This window comes from Mesorhizobium sp. AR10 (assembly GCF_024746795.1).
Classification (GTDB): domain Bacteria; phylum Pseudomonadota; class Alphaproteobacteria; order Rhizobiales; family Rhizobiaceae; genus Mesorhizobium.
Window position 1 is genome coordinate 4,894,835 of the sequence record NZ_CP080524.1, and the last position, 18,991, is coordinate 4,913,825.

The 18,991-nt window shown below is 64.1% G+C and carries 21 protein-coding genes and 1 pseudogene; 9 read left to right on the plus strand and 13 right to left on the minus strand.

The window, feature by feature from the left end:
- Positions 1-31 precede the first annotated feature (31 nt).
- On the minus strand, positions 32-1,009 hold the full coding sequence (locus LHFGNBLO_RS27420) for an SDR family oxidoreductase (protein WP_258602407.1): 978 nt from the start codon (positions 1,007-1,009) through the stop codon (positions 32-34).
- 243 nt (positions 1,010-1,252) lie between these two features.
- On the opposite strand from LHFGNBLO_RS27420, the gene LHFGNBLO_RS27425 reads away from it, so the two are divergent.
- Both LHFGNBLO_RS27425 and LHFGNBLO_RS27430 read left to right on the plus strand, forming a co-directional pair.
- Positions 1,253-2,248: an NAD(P)H-dependent flavin oxidoreductase gene (locus LHFGNBLO_RS27425; RefSeq protein WP_258602408.1), complete on the plus strand. Its 996-nt coding sequence runs from the start codon at positions 1,253-1,255 to the stop codon at positions 2,246-2,248.
- Positions 2,249-2,269: 21 nt separating this feature from the next.
- Positions 2,270-2,692 carry an ester cyclase gene (locus LHFGNBLO_RS27430; RefSeq protein WP_258602409.1) on the plus strand — a complete coding sequence of 141 codons (423 nt, stop codon included), beginning with the start codon at positions 2,270-2,272 and terminating at the stop codon, positions 2,690-2,692.
- A gap of 487 nt (positions 2,693-3,179) precedes the next feature.
- Here LHFGNBLO_RS27430 and LHFGNBLO_RS27435 read toward each other — a convergent pair whose 3' ends face one another.
- The 3 genes and pseudogenes from LHFGNBLO_RS27435 to LHFGNBLO_RS27445 all read right to left on the minus strand — a co-directional run bounded on the left by LHFGNBLO_RS27435 (position 3,180) and on the right by LHFGNBLO_RS27445 (position 7,961).
- On the minus strand, positions 3,180-5,282 hold the full coding sequence (locus LHFGNBLO_RS27435; protein WP_258602410.1) for an EAL domain-containing protein: 2,103 nt from the start codon (positions 5,280-5,282) through the stop codon (positions 3,180-3,182).
- A 303-nt stretch (positions 5,283-5,585) separates the two neighbouring features.
- Positions 5,586-6,743 carry a M20 aminoacylase family protein gene (locus LHFGNBLO_RS27440; RefSeq protein ID WP_258602411.1) on the minus strand — a complete coding sequence of 386 codons (1,158 nt, stop codon included), beginning with the start codon at positions 6,741-6,743 and terminating at the stop codon, positions 5,586-5,588.
- An 11-nt stretch (positions 6,744-6,754) separates the two neighbouring features.
- Positions 6,755-7,961, minus strand: a pseudogene (locus LHFGNBLO_RS27445) (diaminopropionate ammonia-lyase).
- A 102-nt stretch (positions 7,962-8,063) separates the two neighbouring features.
- Between LHFGNBLO_RS27445 and LHFGNBLO_RS27450 the strand changes: the two are divergent.
- Complete coding sequence (locus LHFGNBLO_RS27450) at positions 8,064-8,531, plus strand: Lrp/AsnC family transcriptional regulator (RefSeq protein ID WP_258602412.1); 468 nt, start codon at positions 8,064-8,066, stop codon at positions 8,529-8,531.
- Positions 8,532-8,599: 68 nt separating this feature from the next.
- On the opposite strand, the gene LHFGNBLO_RS27455 is transcribed toward LHFGNBLO_RS27450, so the two are convergent.
- From LHFGNBLO_RS27455 to LHFGNBLO_RS27475, 5 genes are all read right to left on the minus strand, one after another.
- Positions 8,600-8,812 carry a hypothetical protein gene (locus tag LHFGNBLO_RS27455; protein WP_258602413.1) on the minus strand — a complete coding sequence of 71 codons (213 nt, stop codon included), beginning with the start codon at positions 8,810-8,812 and terminating at the stop codon, positions 8,600-8,602.
- A gap of 236 nt (positions 8,813-9,048) precedes the next feature.
- Entirely contained in the window at positions 9,049-9,213 is a 165-nt protein-coding gene (locus LHFGNBLO_RS27460; RefSeq protein WP_258602414.1) for a hypothetical protein, read from the minus strand.
- A 118-nt stretch (positions 9,214-9,331) separates the two neighbouring features.
- Complete coding sequence (locus tag LHFGNBLO_RS27465; protein ID WP_258602415.1) at positions 9,332-9,757, minus strand: YidB family protein; 426 nt, start codon at positions 9,755-9,757, stop codon at positions 9,332-9,334.
- A 101-nt stretch (positions 9,758-9,858) separates the two neighbouring features.
- Entirely contained in the window at positions 9,859-10,458 is a 600-nt protein-coding gene (locus tag LHFGNBLO_RS27470) for a YdeI/OmpD-associated family protein (protein WP_258609924.1), read from the minus strand.
- A gap of 104 nt (positions 10,459-10,562) precedes the next feature.
- The gene (locus LHFGNBLO_RS27475) at positions 10,563-10,928 is read right to left on the minus strand and encodes a hypothetical protein (RefSeq protein WP_258602416.1); all 366 of its coding nucleotides are present in this window, start codon (positions 10,926-10,928) and stop codon (positions 10,563-10,565) included.
- 212 nt (positions 10,929-11,140) lie between these two features.
- Between LHFGNBLO_RS27475 and LHFGNBLO_RS27480 the strand changes: the two genes are divergently transcribed.
- Positions 11,141-11,761: a hypothetical protein gene (locus LHFGNBLO_RS27480; RefSeq protein ID WP_258602417.1), complete on the plus strand. Its 621-nt coding sequence runs from the start codon at positions 11,141-11,143 to the stop codon at positions 11,759-11,761.
- A gap of 316 nt (positions 11,762-12,077) precedes the next feature.
- Here LHFGNBLO_RS27480 and LHFGNBLO_RS27485 read toward each other — a convergent pair whose 3' ends face one another.
- Positions 12,078-12,998, minus strand: coding sequence for a S1C family serine protease (locus LHFGNBLO_RS27485; RefSeq protein WP_258602418.1), 921 nt, complete (start codon positions 12,996-12,998; stop codon positions 12,078-12,080).
- A gap of 239 nt (positions 12,999-13,237) precedes the next feature.
- Here LHFGNBLO_RS27485 and yghU point away from each other — a divergent pair, with 239 nt between their 5' ends.
- From yghU to LHFGNBLO_RS27505, 4 genes are all read left to right on the plus strand, one after another.
- Complete coding sequence (gene yghU, locus LHFGNBLO_RS27490) at positions 13,238-14,104, plus strand: glutathione-dependent disulfide-bond oxidoreductase (protein ID WP_258602419.1); 867 nt, start codon at positions 13,238-13,240, stop codon at positions 14,102-14,104.
- 233 nt (positions 14,105-14,337) lie between these two features.
- The gene (locus LHFGNBLO_RS27495) at positions 14,338-14,460 is read left to right on the plus strand and encodes a sulfotransferase (protein ID WP_258602420.1); all 123 of its coding nucleotides are present in this window, start codon (positions 14,338-14,340) and stop codon (positions 14,458-14,460) included.
- The gene (locus LHFGNBLO_RS27500; RefSeq protein WP_258602421.1) at positions 14,441-15,079 is read left to right on the plus strand and encodes a sulfotransferase family protein; all 639 of its coding nucleotides are present in this window, start codon (positions 14,441-14,443) and stop codon (positions 15,077-15,079) included. The genes LHFGNBLO_RS27495 and LHFGNBLO_RS27500 overlap by 20 nt, the downstream gene beginning before the upstream one ends.
- Positions 15,080-15,314: 235 nt before the next feature.
- Positions 15,315-15,629 (plus strand): GYD domain-containing protein, encoded by a 315-nt coding sequence (locus LHFGNBLO_RS27505; protein WP_258602422.1) that lies wholly within the window; start codon positions 15,315-15,317, stop codon positions 15,627-15,629.
- Positions 15,630-15,761: 132 nt separating this feature from the next.
- Here the strand turns inward: LHFGNBLO_RS27505 and LHFGNBLO_RS27510 are convergent, their stop codons facing one another.
- Positions 15,762-17,420, minus strand: a complete 1,659-nt coding sequence (locus tag LHFGNBLO_RS27510; RefSeq protein WP_258602423.1) for an FAD-dependent oxidoreductase — start codon at positions 17,418-17,420, stop codon at positions 15,762-15,764.
- A gap of 168 nt (positions 17,421-17,588) precedes the next feature.
- Positions 17,589-17,744, minus strand: coding sequence for a hypothetical protein (locus tag LHFGNBLO_RS27515; RefSeq protein ID WP_258602424.1), 156 nt, complete (start codon positions 17,742-17,744; stop codon positions 17,589-17,591).
- A 273-nt stretch (positions 17,745-18,017) separates the two neighbouring features.
- Between LHFGNBLO_RS27515 and LHFGNBLO_RS27520 the strand changes: the two genes are divergently transcribed.
- Positions 18,018-18,731, plus strand: a complete 714-nt coding sequence (locus tag LHFGNBLO_RS27520) for an SOS response-associated peptidase (protein ID WP_258602425.1) — start codon at positions 18,018-18,020, stop codon at positions 18,729-18,731.
- On the opposite strand, the gene LHFGNBLO_RS27525 is transcribed toward LHFGNBLO_RS27520, so the two are convergent.
- On the minus strand, positions 18,728-18,988 hold the full coding sequence (locus LHFGNBLO_RS27525) for a hypothetical protein (RefSeq protein ID WP_258602426.1): 261 nt from the start codon (positions 18,986-18,988) through the stop codon (positions 18,728-18,730). The genes LHFGNBLO_RS27520 and LHFGNBLO_RS27525 overlap by 4 nt on opposite strands.
- Positions 18,989-18,991: the final 3 nt, after the last annotated feature.

Below are 18,991 nucleotides of genomic sequence, written 5' to 3' on the forward strand. Positions count from 1 at the left end.
CCTTCTGCACATCGCGTGCAGGATGCTCCCCTCAATACCCGCCCACAATCGGCAGGATCTCGCCGGTGATGTAGCTTGAGCATTGCGGCGAGGCCAGGAACACATAGGCAGGTGCGATCTCCTCCGGCTGGGCGGGGCGCTGCATCGGCGTCTTGGCGCCGAACGTCGAGACGTCCTCGGCCCGCTTGTCGGAGGGGTTGAGCGGCGTCCACACCGGCCCCGGCGCCACCGCGTTGACGCGGATTCCCTTGCCGATAAGGTTGCCGGACAGCGCCCGGGTAAAGGCGTGGATGCCGCCCTTGGTCATGGAATAGTCGACCAGATGCTTGGAGCCGTCGATGCCGGTGACCGAGCCGGTGTTGACGATGGCCGAGCCCGGCTTCATGTGCGGCACCGCTTCCTGCGCCATGTGGAAATAGCCGTAGAGGTTGGTCTTCAACGTGGTGTCGAAGTGCTCTTCGGTGAGGTCGGCGAAATCGACCGAATGCACCTGGAAGGCAGCGTTGTTGACCAGCACGTCGAGACCGCCCAATTGCTTCACCGTCCGCTCCACCGCCCGGCGGCAGAAGGCGCGGCGGGAGACATCGCCACGCAACACCAGGCAGCGCCTGCCTTCGGCCTCGACCGCCTGCCTGGTCACGTCAGCGTCCCGGTCTTCCGACAAATAGGCGATGGCGACATCGGCGCCCTCGCGCGCGAACAACACCGCAACAGCCCGGCCGATGCCTGAATCGCCGCCGGTGATCAAAGCCACCTTGCCGTCGAGCTTCTTGGAGCCGAGCCAGAACGGCGCGTCATAGAGCGGCGCCGGCTCGATCTGCCCTTCCTCGCCGGGTTTCGGGTGATGCTGCTTCGGGAAAGGCGGCTCGGGATATTTTCGTGCGCCGGCCTGCATGGCGCCATCCGGTTTGGCTTTCGCCTTGGCGCGGTCGTCCGCATCGACCTTGCGCTGCACGCGCCGCTGCTTCTGCGTTGCCTTCGAGGTGTCGGTTTTCGTCCTGGTCAGCATGAATTGCCTCCTTCGCTTCGCAGGACAACGCTGCAAGGCCGAAAAGGTTTTCGACGTCCGAGAAAAATGGCCAGTTTGAAATTCAGCGCGCCGCCACTGCCTGCACTTTGATCCTCCCGCCAAAGGGGAGCTTTGCCGCCTGGTAAATCGTCCGGCGGCCTTGTTGATTCCGTGCCCCCTTTGGACCACTGTCCCTAGATCGGGCAAAGGCCGCGACCGGATGGTGGACTGAGGGGGATCGCAATGCCCAACGCTTTCACTACTCTCGTCGGCATAGAGATCCCGATTGTCCAGGCGCCAATGGGTGGAGCTACGTCTCCGCAATTCGCGGCCGCGGTTAGCAATGCAGGCGGTCTCGGGATGCTCGCCCTCGGCTGGAGTCCGCCCGAAGCGGTACGCGCAGAAATTCGGGCCACCAAGGCCCTGACCGAGCGACCATTCGGCGTCAATCTCGTGTTGACTTATCCGCAGGAGGAGCGCCTCGCGATCTGCCTGGAAGAAAGCGTGGCGGTAGTCTCATTTTTCTGGGGCCAGGCAGGCTCGCTGACGGTTGCGGCGCATCGTGGCGGGGCAACGGTGCTGCATACGGCAGGAAGCGCCGAACAGGCTCGGATATCAGCCGAGGATGGCGCGGACGCAATCGTCGCGCAAGGCTGGGAGGCTGGTGGCCACGTTTACGGTAGAGTTGCCACTATGGCGTTGGTTCCGGCAGTTGTTGACCAGGTCGCGCCGGTCCCCGTTCTTGCCGCCGGTGGCATTGCGGATGGACGCGGTCTAGCCGCGGCGATGGCACTTGGTGCCGCGGGCGCCTGGATCGGTACCCGCTTTCTCGCGAGCATCGAAGCTCCAATCCACCCGCACTATCGCGACCGCATCCTCACAGCCAAGGAGACGGACACAGAATACGGGACTGTTTTCGATGTCGGCTGGCCCGACGCTCCGCACCGTAGCCTCCGCAACACGACGATTGAAGCTTGGGAGGCGGCCGGACGCCCGCCGGTGGGTGGGCGTCCCAACGAAGGCGCGGTCGTTGCAAAGTCGCCATATGGCGACGTGGTTGCATACCAGTCTCATACGCCGGGATCGGGTGACGAGGGCGATATCGACGCCCTCGCCCTATGGTCGGGCCAAGGCGTCAGCCTCGTCCGCCGCGTCCAGCCGGCCGCCGAGATTGTCCGCGAAATCAGCGACGAGGCGCGGGCGATACTCGCACGGCTTGGGAACGATCCATCTTTCTAAAGCTCACGTGGAGGAAGCGGGATGCACAAGAACCTAGAGACGGTAAAAAACTACTTCGCCAACTGTGTTGACGGAAAGGCGGTCGATCGTGTCGGCGAATACTTCGCCGATGATGTCATCGTTCACCGTCCCGACGTGGCGGAGCCGATCGTCGGCGTCGAGAAGTTCAAGCATGCCCTGCGCAGTAACGTCACCGATCGCTATGAGACAATCAAGACCACGTTCAGCAAAGAGGTTGTGACGGAGGATGTTGTCGTTGTCGCGTTGACGCACCGTGCGACCGGCTCGAACGTCTGGCACGGCTTCGATGTCGCCGGGAAGCCTGTCACATGGACGGCGCTAACCTATTTCCGTTTCAATCCGGAAGGCAAAGTGGTCGAGGAAATTGTCGAGCGCAACGAGCTGTTCATGGCAAAGCAGCTCGGAATCATCGATTACGACTGATGTTCGTGTCGTCTGCGTTTCGATTCACCCATCGTCGTCCTCCTCGACGTCATTTCGGTATTGCCACGCCCTTTCCCAGACACCGCCTCCCGCCGGTCAAGCCCTCTGGGCGGAGCGTTTATTTGCTAAGAACAGGGATCGCAGACAAAGTGACTGCGATACTTTGGATGCTCCAAAAGCGTGGCAAAACCAGCAAGAAGTCCTCCCAAACCCAGCAGAACTGCCACCGCCACGATGGCCACTCCCATCGCCAGTTTGCGAGCCGCCTCGGCCCCTGAAGAAAAGCGCCATGGGCGCGTATCAAAGTAAGGATCGTTGTCCCCGCCAGCAGACTAAGCGCCGGAACGCTGTAGAGCACCGCATACATCTCCAGCATCAGTGCGAGCGGAGTGTCTGATTTTATCATCCGGGCAGTCTCCACGGAATTCTGACGGTAGCTCAAGTTGGCACGAACTTGTTGAATGACGGAACGCCAACTTTCCACCCGTCAGCCGGTAGCTCGGAGCCCCGCGCGCTTTTGGCCCCCAGTCCGCGCGACGATCGCCTCCAGCGGCTCGGGGCGGTGCAGCAGAAAGCCCTGGCCGGAGTCGACGCCCATGTCGCGCAGCATGTCGAGCGTGTCCTGCAGCTCGATCTTCTCGGCCACCACGGAGCAGCCGAGGCTTCTGGCAATGCTGGTGATGGCGAGCACGATCTCGCGGTCGAAGCGGCTTTGCGCCATGTGCTCGATGAAGGAGCCGTCGATCTTGATCGCGTCGACGGGAAAGCGCCTGAGATATTCGAACGAGCTCATGCCGGCGCCGAAATCGTCGAGGCTGACGCGGCAGCGGCGCTGGCGCGCCTTGCGCACGAAGGCTTCGGCGGCATCGAAATTGGTGACGGCGGCGGTCTCGGTGATCTCGAAGCCGATGCCGGAATGCGGCGTCCCAGTCTCGTCGATGACGCTGTCGACGAAGTCCCACAGCTGCGGGTCGCTCAGCGTCTGCGCCGACAGGTTGAAGCCGAGCGTCAGCGCGCCCGATTTCAGCGCCGGGCCGTATTGCGAGAGCGCCGTCCTGATGATCCAGCGATCGAGCCTGGAGGCAATGCCGAAGCGCTCGGCGACCGGGATGAACTCGCACGGCGCGATCGGCTTGCCATTGCGTCCGGTGAGCCGCGCCAGAACCTCGACATGACGGCTGTCTTCCCAGGGCTTGCCGAGCAGGTGGATTTCCTGGCCGAACAGTTTCAGCCTTCCGTCTTCCATGGCATCGACGGTGTCGGCGGCGACACGCGCCGCATTGAGGCCGCCGGAGCCCGACGCCGTCTCGGTCGAAAACACCGCAAAGCGGTTGCGCCCGGCGGCCTTGGCCGCGTAGCAGGCGTCGTCGGCGCAGGCCAGCGCGTCGGCCACCGTGGTGTTGCCCTCACTTATGAAGGCAATACCGATGCTGGCCGCGAGCTTGCGCGACGTTACGGCCTGCCCGAGGTCGGCGTCACGAACGGCGGCAAGAACAGCAGTGGCCAGCGTCTCGGCCTGCGCGGTATCGCAGTTCGGCACCAGCAGCGCGAACTCGTCGCCGCCCAACCGCGCGGCATGCGCCGATGACGGCAGGCAGCGGACAATGCCGCCGGCGACGCTCTTCAGCGCCAGGTCGCCGGCGGCGTGGCCGGCGAAGTCGTTGAGGGCCTTGAAGTAGTCGAGGTCGACATAGAACACCGCCAGCGGCAGCCGGCGTGCGGTGGCGATGTGGTCGGCCAGCAGCCTGTCGAATGCGGAGCGGTTCAAGAGCCCGGTCAGCGCATCGTGGTGGGCGGCGTAGGCAAGCTCCTGCTCGCGCAGCTTGGCCTCGGTGATGTCGCGCACGGTGCCGAGGATCTGGCCCGACGACTGGCCGCAAGCGATGAAGCGAACCAGCGATTCGATATGCCGGATTTGGCCGTCGCGCCGGATGATGCGGTATTGCACGGCAACGACATCGTTCGTTTCCTGCGGCGCCAGATGCGCGCGCTCGGTGGCGTCCTTGTCGTCGGGATGCAGGAAGGAGTGCCAGAGATCGGCCGTCACCTCATCGGTGTCGGCGGCGAGTCCATAGATTTCACGGGTGCGCTCGTCCCAGTAGCTTTTGCTGGCATCAATGTCGTGATGCCAGATGCCGGTGCCGCTGGCGGCGAGAGCCAGGCGAAAGCGCACATTGACCTGTTCGAGCTGGGCTTCCGCTGCCTTCTGCCTGGTGATGTCGGTCTGCACGCCCATCAGCCGGACCGGCTGGCCGGCCGCGTCGCGCTCGACGATCCCGCCGCGGTCCAGAACCCAGACCCAGTGACCATCCTTGTGCTTCAGCCTGAGCTCGGTCTCGATCGAGCCGGTCAGGCCGGCAATGTGGCGGTCGCCGCTGGCCTTTGCCCGCTCGCGGTCGTCGGGATGCGTCAGTTGCAGCCAGAGATCGCTGGCGTTGGCAAGCTCGCCCTCGTCATAACCCAGCATGTGCGACCAGGTCGGCGAATAGAAGCAGTCGCCGCTCTGCAAATCCCAGTCCCACACGCCAAGATGAGCGCGCTCGAGCGCCAGCGTCCAGAATTCTCCGTTGCGTGTCTTGTCGTCGGCCATGCCCTGGTTTCGTCCACTCCGTCATAGCCAATGTGCACAGAACCAGAGAAGAAACCGTTACTGCGGGGCGAGCGGTCGCTGTTGCGCGAAGTCGCGTTTCTTCCCACCCCCCTCTGTCCTGCCGGACATCTCCCCCTCAAGGGGGGAGATTGGATGTCGCTTCGGTTTTCGCCAACCACTAACGTTGGAAGGCAGACGGGACGACGAAGCTGCCGATCTCCCCCCTTGAGGGGGAGATGTCCGGCAGGACAGAGGGGGGTGTTCAAGCACCGACCTTCTCGACTGCTCCTCGTCCGGTCACGCTCACCCAGTCGGCAGCCGCTGCCGCACCACCGCGGCATGGAAACGGGCGCCGTGCAGCAGGCCTTCGTCGTTGAAATCATAGGACGGATTGTGCAGCGGCGCGGAGTTACCGTTGCCGAGGAAGACGAAGCATCCCGGCACGTGATCGAGGAAGCGGGCGAAATCTTCCGAGCCAGTCATCGGCTCCACTGCCACGCCGACGGCGTCGTCGGCCAGCACGCTGCGGGCAGCAGTGAACGCCTCGTCGACCAGTGCGGCATCGTTGACCAGCGGCACGAATTCGCTGATATAGGTGACCTCGGCCGAGACGTTGTAGGCCTGCGCCGTGCCCTCGGCGATCCGGCGCATCTGCTTCTCGATCTCGGCGCTGACTTCGGGCCGAAAACTCCTGGCGTCGCCAAGGATGCGCGCCAGGCCGGGCAGCGCGTTGCGGGTGCCGTCGGTGATCAGTTCGGTCACCGAGACGACGCCGATGTCGGCCGGGCTCAGCCGGCGCGAGACGATGGTCTGCAGATTGGTGACCAGCGCGCAGGCGGCGACCAGCGTCTCGTTGCCCGAATGCGGCCGCGCGGCATGGCCGCCGACGCCTTTCAGCATGATCTCGAAATTGTCCTCGGCCGACATGATGGGGCCCGCGCCGGTCTCAAAGCGCCCCACCCCGAGGCCCGGCATATTGTGCAGGCCAAAGATCTCCTCGAAGGGAAAGCGCTGCAGCAGGCCATCATCCAGCATGGCGAGCGCCCCCCTGCCCCACTCCTCGGCCGGCTGGAAGATGAAGCGCACGGTGCCATCGAAGCCGCCCTCGCTGGCCAGAAGTTTTGCCGCGCCGAGCAGCATCGAGGTGTGGCCGTCATGGCCGCAGGCGTGCATGGTGCCGGGCGTGCGCGAGCGATAATCCTGCGTGCCCTGTTCGGCGATGCGCAAGGCATCCATATCGGCGCGCAAGGCGATCGCCCGGTTGCCGCTGCCGCGCGTCAGCGTGCCGACGACGCCGGTGCCGCCAATGCCCTCGGCAACCTCCAGTCCGAATTCCCGCAGTTTCTGAGCGACGAAGGCCGAGGTGCGCTTCTCCTCGAAGCCGAATTCGGGATGGGCGTGCAGATCATGCCGCCAGGCCGTCATCTCACCGTGAAGGTGTTTCTGATCGAGTTCAGCCATCGTCGCCTCCTTCAGGTCCCGGCAGTTTGCAGCAGGACATCCTCAGGCGCCATACCGACCAGTTCGGCATAGCGGCCGAGATCGGTGGCGCCCTCGGTGTTGATGATGAGCACGCGCGCGTTGGCATCGAGGCGCAGCGCGGCCCGCATGTCGGCAGCCGATACGGCGCGGATCAGCCCGGCAAGCCCCGCCCCGCCGCTCTCGCCGGAGACGATCGCGGGATCGCCGCCTGACGGCCGCGCCAGCCGGTTCATCACCGCCACCGCATCCTCTTCGTCGACCGTCATGAAGGCATCGGCGACCCGCTCAAGCACCCGCCCGCCAGGCGAGCGGCGAGGCCTCGTAGCATTCGAGCATCGCCATCACCGTCGGCCCGTCATGGGCGATCTTCACCGGGCGCCCGGCCTTGGCCGATGCGAAGATGCACGCCGCCCGCGCCGGCTCGACCACGACGACAACCGGCCTCTGTTCGCCAAACAGGATAGCGAGATGGCCGGCGACCGCTGCGGCGAGACCACCGACGCCGGCCTGCAGGAAGACATGCGTCGGCGGCCGCGCGAGATGGCGAAGTACCTCGCGCACCATCACCGTATAGCCTTGCATGACCAGTCCCGGAATGCGCTCGTAGCCCGGCCAGGAGGTGTCGGAGACGACGGTCCAGCCGCGCTCGGCGGCGACGCGGGCGGCTTCGACCACCGACTGGTCATAGCTGCCGTCGACGCGGACCATCTCGGCGCCCAAGCGGGCGATCGCGGCGACGCGCTCCTCGCTGACCCCGGCATGGACGAAGATCACCGATCTGGCGCCGACCAGTTGCGCGCCTTGCGCCGCCGAGCGGCCGTGATTGCCGTCGGTGGCGCAGGCGAAGGTCATGCCGGCGGCGACCCGCGCCACCTCCGGCGCGTGCAACTCGCCGATGTCGACGCTGCGGCCGAGCCGCTTTTGCGCTTCCTCCAGCACCAGCCGGATCACGGCGTAGGAGCCGCCGAGCGCCTTGAAGCTGCCGAGCCCGAGCCGAAAGCCTTCGTCCTTAACGTGGATCGCGCCCAGCCCAAGCTCGGCCGCCAAGGCCGGCAGGGAATGCAGCGGCGTCTCGGCGTGGTTGTACCGCCGTGCCAGGAAGCGTTCGGCCTCTTCGGCCGCGGCCACGCCCAGCGTCGCCGCGTCGGCCGATACAAGCGGCCGGTGGTGTTCGGGCGATTCGTTGAGCAGGAACATGGCGTCGTTTTCTCCTTGATGACGTATGTCTATTGCAACACGGGCGAGAGTTGCGCTCTGTTTGGCCCGCCCGAATGCAAGTTTGTTTCGTCTGGACCACACATGCCGCAAACCCTCGACAGTTTCGACCGCGCCATCCTTGCCATCCTGCAGAAGGACAACACGACGCCGCAGCGGGTGATCGGCGAGGCCGTCAATCTGTCGGCGCCCGCCGTGCAGCGGCGCATCAGGCGCATGGAGGAAACCGGCGTCATCCGCGCCAATGTCGCGGTGGTCGACCCGGCCAAGGTCGGCCACCCGATCACGCTGTTCGTGGAGGTGGAGGTGATCAGCGAACGCGCGGCGCTGATCGACGCAGCCAAGCGCGACTTCGCCTCGGTGCCCGAGGTGCAGCAGTGCTACTACGTGACGGGCGAAGCCGACTTCATCCTCGTCGTCACCGTGGCGACGATGGCCGACTACGAGGCGCTGACAAGGCGGCTGTTCTTCGAGAACAACAACGTCAAACGCTTCCGCACCTTCGTCGCCATGGACCGGGTCAAGGTCGGGCTGGAAGTGCCGGTGGGGTGAGGCACAGCTTCAACCGCCGAACCGTTCCTAAGGTGCGGCAGGATTTTGCACTGCCGCTGCTGTCCGACTCACCATGCCCTTGTGGCGACGGCGTCGGATATCTCCACCCTGGTGGGCAACCGATATTGCCATTCACCGCGGTACCGCCGCCGCATCAAATCACCTCGGGCGGTGTCGCCGCCAACGAGCTTGCACTTGCGAAGCGAGAAATGAGGCTGCCATTCGCAGCTGCGTTCTTCACGGCGCAACTGCCCCAGCAGGCGCCTGATAGTGTCCATCATGCCGAAATTCCCCCAACCGATCGGCCGCATCGGTCGGCACGCTAGTGCCCAACCGATTGCGCGTCAACCTCCGGTTGCCGTTGTCCGCAGTGTTTCACAATGGAAGTTCGACAAGGTGGCGGGACAGCTGCTGCCTCGTTGTCGAGTGGCGTGGGCTCATTCAGGAAGCGCCTGGGATACAGGCTCCTGGCCCTCAGGGTGCCTCGGGTGGTGCAGCCTAAGACCAATACGCGATATCAGCCCTCAGCCTTGAAGTTCTTCGCTTCCTTCTCGGCCTTGTCTTTCCCGTGCTCGGCCGCGAGGTCCTTTGCCTGCTTTGGCGACACGTCCGTCGTCTCCGCGAGACGCATCGCCTCCTTGTCCGAGAGGCGATTGTCGTTCTTGCCCTGTTTGTTGGCCATATCGTTATCTCCTGCTGCGTTGGAGGCATAACGGCCGGGCGATCAGAGCGTTCCGCCCTGCCCGCGCACGACGTCATCGATGACGATCGGGCTGCCCGACTGTTCGGCGTCTTACAGGCTATGCGCGTTTGGCCCCAGGGACGTCGTCGAGGAGATCTGGACCATTGCCCGCGGGCAGCTGACCATCAGGGGTAAGCTTGTCGATGGCGTCGGGCAATTCTCTCGTCAGCCGGTCCAAAAGTTCATCGTGGGACAATCCGGTCTGCGCAGCCAGATCGTTCAACGTCTGCGGATCAATTGCCTTCTCCACCTGATCCGGCTGGATTGGCTTGTTTGCTCCTTTGCCGACCCAGGAATCGACGTGATCGCCCGCACCGGCATTTCTGAACCGGTCCAGGATATCGCCGAGGCCACCTGTCGTGCCACCGCCGCTATTGGGATCGGTTGAGGGCTTGCCGGTGATCAACTCGCCGAGCTTGTCCCGGTTCTTGTAGGCAAGCAGGCCAATCAACGCTACGGCGACTTTTCCTAGATCGAGGCTCATCTGGAATCTCCTTCTGTGGAGAAGGGACAAGGAATGTGCCTCCCAAAGGTTCCACCGCCGTTGCCTGTTTTTCCGAATCCGGCCCCCACCGGCTGCAAAGATCACTTCCTCCCCTGCGGGTGGATCGTCTCGCCGCGCTTCAGCATCTCGACGAAACTCTCGATCTTCTTCCTGCGGCCGGCTTCGGTCTTCATGTTGTGGGTGCGGAAGGCGAGCGCGAAACGGTTCTGCGCGCTGAGCTTTGCCAGCATCTCTCTTGCTCTCGGTTCGGCGTCGATGGCTGCCTGCAGATCATCGGGGATCTTCATGTCCTTGCCGCTGGCGTAGGCGCGCGCCCAGCGGCCGTCGGCCTTGGCCGCCTCGACCTGTTTCAGGCCGTGCCCGGTCATGCGGCCTTCCTCGATCAGGCGGGCGACATTGTCGACATTGATCTGGCTCCAGGTGCCTTTCTTGCCGCGCGGCGTATAGCGCTGCAGAAAGCTCTTGTCATCGAGCCCCTTGCGCACCGCGTCGATCCAGCCCCAGCACAGCACGACGTCGATGGCCTCCTTCGGCGTGATCGACTTCAGCCCGGAACCGACCTTGTGGATCTTGATCCAGACTTCTGTTTCGGTGTCGTGATGCTTGCCGAGCCAAGCGTAGAAGGTGGCCGGATCCGGGAATTCGTGCACCCTGTCGGGGTCGACCTTGACCGGCGCCATCAGAGGGGTCGCCGTTCGGCGGTACATGTCTCGGTCATCGTTCTCGTCTCTCCGCGATGATCGGATGCAGCAATGGCGGAGCGTCGTCAACAACGCCGCCCACCTCAATCATCGAGCCAGTACGCACGATGACAGCCGGATTGGGGCGGGATGGCAAGCCGCCGTCTGGCGTCGAATGCCATCTGCGAGGGGAGCGCATCTGTCGCATCGGGGACGATGGTGTAGCCTTCCGCGACAAACGTCCGTCTCGTTTCCTCGAAATGCCGTTCGAAACCATTCTCTATCCGGCTGCGCGGATACCGCCGTCGGTGCATGCATTCCAGCGCCAGAAGGTGGGAATACAGCCGGGCACTGGCGGTTCTCACCGCATGTTCGGAGATTGGCTTGTGGGGCAGCTTGTCCCCGGCCCAGCATCGTCCTGCCGATGCCACCAGCATCGCGGCCAGGAGGCCTGCCAGGAACTTCTCCACTTTGGTCCCTTCCGACCAGGGGAGGTGCATTAGTTGTTGTTAATATTAAGGGAAATCCTGTTGATTTCATACCTCTATCTGGCGGTCGCCGGCTTGACGCGTCGCCGCCAGCCCATGGCGGTTCCTTTCCTTGTGATGTAGAAATCCGTTCCGCAAGACCTTCCATGGTCCCGTTCGGACACGCTCATCTCACCCTCACCTCGGGAAATGCCATGCGAAAGTTGCTCATTGTCCTGCTGATGGCAGGTTTTCCGCTCTCTGGCGCCGCGCTGGCCGAACCGATCGAGACCCAGAAGATCATCACCGCGCTCACCGGCGACTGGAACGGCGACGGCGCCACCGACCTGGCGATGATCGTCGAGACAGAACCCAGCGTTGCCATGGACATGCATTTTTTCCTCAGGGACAAGGATCACAATTTCCTTAGGCCTGCCGGCATCGTGCGCGAGCAGATCTATGGCGAATGGAACGGCTACGACCGGCCGGGCTACGAGGCCTCGGACACCGAGCCGGAGCTGACCGCGCTGCCGAACGGCTCGATCAAGCTCTATATTCCGGCAAGACCGGTCGGTAGCGCGCGCACCAACACGACGCTGACCATCACCTGGCGCAACGGCGCCTTCGTCGTCGCCGGCTTTGCCTACGACTATCACGATTACATGAAGGACAATGTCGCCGGCGACTGCGACTACGACGTGCTGATCGGCAAGGGCAAAGGCAGCAAGATGCAGCCGGATGGCACCACGGTGCACTATACCGTGTCGGTCGAAGGCCAGGTTATCCCCTTCGCGGAGTGGAATGACGGAAGCGGCTATGCCGCTTGTGGGGAGTGAAGGCGGCGCAGCCCGCCTTGGTGAATGGCGAAAGCCGAGGTGACGGCCAATCTCCCCCCTTGCGGGGGAGATGTCCGGCAGGACAGAGGGGGGTGGGAAGGATCGCCAACATCCGACTTCGCCTGAGCAATTCCAGGAAAAGTGTGCAACGGTTTCCGTCCGGAATTGCGCAAAAACAAATAGTTAGAGCGGGTCAGTGAACAGCTCTAACGTGGAGCAGCCCAAAGTCGTGGTTACCATAGGTCGACAAGCCGGAGGGACAGCACCCCCTCTTCCCTGCCGGGCATCTCCCCCGCAAGGGGGGAGATCGGCAGCTTCACTGCAAATGCGGCTTCTTGAGAAAGCTGTTGCGGTCGGCCGACTTGACGCGCAGCCAGGTGTCGCGGCCGTCGCGCACCACCCGCAAGGGGATCTCCGCGCCCGCCGGGCCGCTGTCCCAAAGCTTGCGATAGAAATCGGCGAGACCATCGACTTCGCCGTCGCGCACATCCGAGATGATGTCGCCCTGGCGCAGGCCGGCCTTGGCGGCCGGGCCACCTTCGGCGACGCTCATCACCACCACCGCGCCGTTGCTTTCGGCCGAGAAGGCGCCGAGCCAGGGACGCGGCGGCTTCGCCACCTGGCCGCGCGTCAAGAGATCGTCGAGGATGGGCGGCAAAAGGTCGATCGGCACGACCATGTTGATATCGGCGACCTCGCCGTTGCGGCTCATCTGCAGCATCAGCGAGCCGATGCCGAGCAGCGAGCCGTCCTCGCCGATGAGGCCTGCCCCGCCCCATGAGGGATGCGCCGGCGCGATGAAGATCGCCTCGTCGAGCAGATATTCCCAGTAGCCGGCGAATTCCTGCTTGGTGACGATGTGCGCGTTGACCGACCGGCCGGTGCCGTCGGCGAGCACGACGGGATCGCCGACCTTGGCCTTTCCCGCATCGCCCAGCGCCAGCGCCGGCAGGCCGAGCGGCGCCAGCGCCTGCACCAGGCCGAAGCCGGTTTCTTGGTCATAGGCCAGCGCATGCGCCGGCACGACGCGCCCGTCCTGGGCGGTCAGCCAGACTTCCTCCGCCTCGGTGATGAGATAGCCGATGGTGAGCACCAGCCCGTCGGCGCGGATGACCACGCCGCTGCCTTCCCGGCGCGTGCCCAGCGCCGACGCCGTGAATGCGTCTTCCGGGATCGTGGTGCGCACAGCCACGATGGAGCGCAAGAGGGAGGAGCGCAGATTGGGATCGACGGTCATGCTTTTGTCCTGGGTAGGCGACGAAAATGCTTTGGCGGTATGTTCTATAGGTATGACAGGCGGGACGAGGCGCAAGGGCTGGCGCCGACATCGACAATAGTTCAACAAAAGTTGGACTTTCCCCTTTGCAGCGCTCGCACCTGCACCTAAATGTAGTTTGCCCCCGCCCCACCAATCCCGCGCCCGCATCGCGCAAGCTGATACTCCCAAGCCCCCGCCAAAACACGAGGCCTGCCAAAATGAACGAATACACCCCGCCGAAAGTATGGACCTGGAACAAGGCGAATGGCGGCACTTTCGCCAGCATCAACCGGCCGATTGCCGGCCCCACGCATGACAAGGAACTGCCGGTCGGCAAGCATCCGCTGCAGCTCTACTCGCTGGCGACGCCGAACGGCGTCAAGGTGACGATCATGCTGGAGGAGCTTCTGGCGCGCGGCCACAGCGGCGCCGAATATGACGCCTGGCTGATCCGGATCAACGATGGCGACCAGTTCGGCAGCGGCTTCGTCGAGGTCAATCCCAACTCGAAAATCCCGGCCCTGCTGGACCGCAGCGGGCCAAGGCCGATCCGTGTCTTCGAATCCGGCTCGATCCTGGTGTATCTGGCCGAAAAGTTCGGCGAATTCCTGCCGACCGAACCCGCCGCGCGCGCCGAGGCCCTGTCCTGGCTGTTCTGGCAGATGGGGTCGGCGCCGTATCTGGGCGGCGGCTTCGGCCATTTCTACGCCTATGCGCCGATGAAGATCGAATATGCCATCGACCGCTTCGCCATGGAGACCAAGCGGCAGATGGACGTGCTCGACCGGCGGCTGGCCGAGAGCGAGTATCTCGGCGGCGCCGACTACACGATTGCCGACATGGCGGTGTGGCCCTGGTATGGCGGGCTGGCCAAGGGCCGTATGTACAATGATTCCGGCGAGTTCCTGCAGGTGCAGGAATACGAGCACGTGCAGCGCTGGGCCGACGCCATCGACGCGCGGCCGGCGGTGAAGCGCGGGCGCATGGTCAACCGCGCCTTCGGCGAGCCCTCGATGCAGCTGCACGAGCGCCACGACGCCAGCGATTTCGACACCAAGACGCAGGACAAGCTGGCGGCGGAGTAATCAGCCTTGGCAAAACGGCCCGCCGACAGGCGGGCCGTTTTGCAGATGACGAGAAAATTATTGCGCACCGACCCCTCCGGGCGCAATCTGAACCCCATGGACTGAGATAAAACAGAATATCAGTCCACCGCATCGGCCGAACCGAAGGTTCGGAAAGCACGATGCGAATTCAAAATGTTAGAGCGTCCTTTGCGCGTCCAAGACGCGCGGCGCTCTAATGGGGGGATGGGGGCATGGCGCTCAAGCTCATTGGGGCCGGTTTCGGCCGCACCGGCACGTGGTCGACCTTTGCCGCGCTGAACAGGCTCGGCCTGCCCTGCTATCACATGCAAGGAAGTGATCCTGAACAAGGCTAACAAGGGCCATCTCGATTTCTGGCGCAAGGTGGCCAACAGCGCGCCCGGCACGCAGCATGACTGGAACCGGGTTTTTGCCAACTACACGGCGACGGTCGACAATCCCGGCTGCTGCGTGTGGCGGGAATTGATGGCCGCAAATCCCGATGCCAAGGTGCTGCTGACGCTGCATCCGCGCGGCGCCGAAGCCTGGTACGACAGCACGATCGACACGATCTACTTCACCGAGAATGTCTGGCAGTTCAAGATCCTGGAATGGTTGACGCCATTCGGCCGAAAATTCGGCGACATGTCGCGCAAGCTGGTGTGGGGCCGCGCATTGGCCGGCGTAATGGACGACCGCGACAAGGCGATCGAGCGCTACAACGCCTACACCGAGGAGGTGAAGGCTGCGGTGCCGCCGGAAAAGCTTCTGGTGTTCAAGGTGACCGATGGCTGGGGGCCGCTGTGCCGGTTCGTCGGCGTGGCGGAACCGGCCGAGCCGTTCCCGAACCTGAACGACCGCGCCAGCCTGAAGAAGATCATCCGCGACGTCATCACGGGCGCCTACATCATGCTGGGGCTGTCGATCGCAGCGGGCGCGGTGGCAATTGCGGCGCTGTGGTGGTGGCTGGCGTAGTGAGCGTGCGGCGTAGGTCGTCCCTAAGGGATCTAGTGCCTGCGGCGGGATTGTCGGCATATTAGAATAAGCGCATATTGCTGCAGACCGAAGCGTCGCTCCGGTCATCAACCGCCGTTGGCCATGGCTGCCCAGGCGGTCCACAGGCCACGTCAAATGTCAGTGAAAAGATAAACAGCGCCGTGTTGCTCAATCAATCGAGCAGCCCGAGACGCGATATTGGGAGGAGATAGCCATGAAGGTCACCGTGTTGGCGAATTACGAACCCCACGCCGCCAAAGGACTGATGCAGGGCTCAGACCGGGGAGCTGCAATCAAGGCGCTTTTTGAAAGCGTCGGCGGCAAGATGGCCAGCCTGATGTTTACGCGCGGCATCTATGACGTCGTCGTCAATGGTGAGGTGCCAAATCAGGCCGCCGGGATGGGCCTGGCCCTTGCGGTGCGGGCAAGCGGTTCGGTGAGCGACCTTGTTATCCTCGAAGAACTCGACATGAAGGCCGTGCTCGCGGCCGCCAACAAGGCCGCCGGCACCTACAAGCCCGCCGGCTGATCGGCCCGGCCGACCATTGAAGGCAGCACGGCTCGGTTGAACGTGCTGCCGGGTCCCGAAATGAAAGACGATGCGCCGGACAAGCTGCTGGTGTTCAGGATGGCTGGCGCCGCTGTGCCGCTTCCCCTGGCCCTAGCTGCGCTGGGCCTTGCCCTCATTGGCCAGATACTGGTGGACGAAGGCGATAGCCATGCTGCCCTCGCCGACCGCTGAGGCAACCCGCTTGACCGGGCTCAGGCGCACGTCGCCGCAAGCGAAAACGCCGGGCGCGCTGGTCTCGAGCAGATAGGGGTCGCGGCCGTGCGACCAGCGCCCGGCCTTCTTCACATCGTCGCCGGTCAGCACATAGCCGCGTGCATCGCGCACGACATCGGCCGGCAGCCATTCGGTCTCGGCGTTGGCGCCGATGAAGACGAACAGCCCGCCGCAATCGTGCCGGCTGACCTCGTTGCTCGCCTTGTCGAGGATGTCGATCGCCGTCAGATGCGTCTCGCCGTGCACGGCCTGGACTTCTGATCGAACCTGGACTTTCACGTTCGATTTCGCCCTGAGCTGCTCGATCAAATAGTGGGACATGCTGTCGGCAAGCGACGGGCCGCGCACCAGCAGTGTGACGTTGCGCGCATGGCCGGAAAAATGCAGCGCCGCCTGCCCGGCCGAATTGCCGGCGCCGATCAGGAAGACGTCCAGCCCATGGGTGGTGTTGGCCTCGCTGCGCGCGGCGCCGTAGTAGACACCCTTGCCGATCAGCCGGTCGAACCCGTCGATGGCGAGACGCCGCCAGGTCACGCCGGTCGCAAGGATGAGGCTGCGCGCCCGCACGACATCGGTGCCGTCGAGAAACAGATCGTGGGTGGCGGGATCGATGCCGGCGACGGAGCGGGTGACCAGGATTTCGGCGCCCAGACGCCGCGCCTGCTGCAGCGCGCGGCTGGCGAGTTCGTCGCCGGAAATTCCGCTGGGAAAGCCGAGATAGTTCTCGATGCGTGACGATGTGCCGGCCTGTCCGCCCGGCGCCTCGCGCTCGACGACGATGGTGCGCAGGCCCTCGGAGGCGCCATAGACCGCCGCCGCAAGGCCGGCCGGCCCGCCGCCGATGATGGCGACATCGTATTCGGCGCCGCGCGGGCGCGTCTGCAACCCCAGGCGAATGGCAAGATCGCGCACGGCGGGTGCTTCGATGATCTCGCCATCCGCCAGCTGGGCCACATCGAGGGCCGGTCGGCCCAGGGAAGACCAGAACGCTTCGGCATCGGATGTGTCGGGCAACAGCCAGGTGAACGAGATCTGGTTGCGGGCGAGAAACCGGCGCAGCTCGCCGCACGCCGTGTCCCAGCGATGGCCGACCAGGGTGACGCGCGGCTTCTGCGGCTCGGCCGTGATGCTCTGCAGCCCGCCCAACCGCTCGCGCGCAAGCGCGCTGAGCTTCTGCGACACGTCCTTCGAAACCGCCGCGATGGAATAATACTGCTGGACCTCGATGCGCATGACGCGGGACGGTTCGGCGGCGCGATAGCCACCGGGAAAACCCGAGCCGAGCGCAATCGGCACCTCGCCGAAGATCGTTCCCGGCAGACGCCAGCCGAGCGTGCGTTCGACGCCGTCGAAGGTCTTCACGACCTCGATCTTGCCGGCGAGAACCGCAAACAGCGCGGCCTCCCCGCCCTCGTGGACCGCGAACTCTCCGGGGCCGAGGCGGAGGTCGGCCGCCGTCCGCGCCAGCCGCTCCAGCTCGGCCGCCGGCAAACCCGAAAACAACGGGATCGCTCCCACTTCATCGCTTGTCAGCATGACCCCTCGCGGGAGCCAGTTAGCGATGTTTTTTGGTCGCGATCAACAGAAAACCGGCAGAGCCCGTTTTGGCGGATGGAAGCCAGCCAACAGCGGCTCGCGCGGGAATTCGTCAGCGGCGGTGGTGCCGCGAGCGGGACGAAGCCGAGCTGTTGCTGAGCCTGAGCCTTAAAACGGCAGCCGGATTTCGTCGGATTCGATCGTCTCCGGCCAGCCGATGTCCTTCTGGATTTCCGGCGGCAAGTCCTCCAACACACGCGTTGCTTTCTTGCGCTTGCTGGCTCGTTTGAGAGCGGCTCCAATGCGGGCAAATCGTTTGAACATCGATATCCTCCATATCGTAGCAGCAGAAAGAGCAGTGCTGCCCTGTCGCGTATGTCGGTTTTGCGGTGCGTCTGTATCCGATCGATTGCGCGGGAACGGTGAAAGACTTCACGAAACCGTGCCAGACTGAAACATCTGCATGCAAACCAATCTGGCCCGCAAACCCGCAAAGTTGCAGTGAAGGCTTGGGCAGCGTGTCAGCAGTCCGCCGGGCGGCGCTGGAAATTCCCTGTCCTTTCCAACAAGATGCGCCGACATGCGGGAGGGTTCGACATGTGCAACCTCTACAACATCACCACCAGCCAGGAGGCCATCCGCCAGTGGACCCGCGCCTTGCGCGACATCCTCGGCAACCTCGAACCCTCCATCGACATTTATCCCAACCAGCCCGGGCCGGTGGTGCGCAACGTGACGGACGGGCAACGCGAGCTTGCCAATCTGCTGTGGGGCATGCCGACGCCGCTTGAGCGGGTGAAGGGCAAGGCCGACTACGGCACGACCAACATCCGCAACCCGCAATATGGCCACTGGCAGCAATATCTCGGCGTCGAGAACCGTTGCGTGGTGCCGGTCACCAGCTTTGCCGAGCCCAGCCCGACGCCGGGCGACAAGGACCCGGACACGGGCATTCAGCGCAATGTCTGGTTCGCCCTCAACAAGGACCGGCCGCCGTTCTTCTTCGCCGGCCTGTGGACGCGCTGGCAAGGCGTGCGCAAGGTCAAGGACGGGCCAGGCGACTTCGAGCTCTATGGCTTCCTGACCACCAAGCCCAACGCGCTCATCGCGCCGATCCACGAGAAGGCGATGCCGGTGATCCTGACCACGCAAGAGGAAACCGAGACCTGGCTGACCGCGCCGTGGAATGAAGCGAGGCACTTGCAGCGCACCGCGCCTGACGACGCGCTGGTGATCGTCGAGAAGCCGGCGACGCAGATCAAGTTCCCGCCGCAGGCACCGCCGGCGCCGGCTCAGGGGTCGTTGTTCTAGGCCTTGAACTTCTGCAGCACCCAGATGTAGCCCTTCGGCGGATGGTCCTGGTCGATGAACTGTGCCCTCACCGTCGTGTCTGTGCGGCTGCACCGCTTGCACTTGAACCGGATGGTTTCCAGCGGCTTGTTCCAGCCCACCACCTTGGCCACGTCGTTGGCCCGGAAGCGGCCGACATGGTAGCAGTGCCCGCATTCGACGATGAGCATCATGTTGGCCTTGGCGGCCCGCCCGACGCTGTCCATTGGCCCGGCCATGGA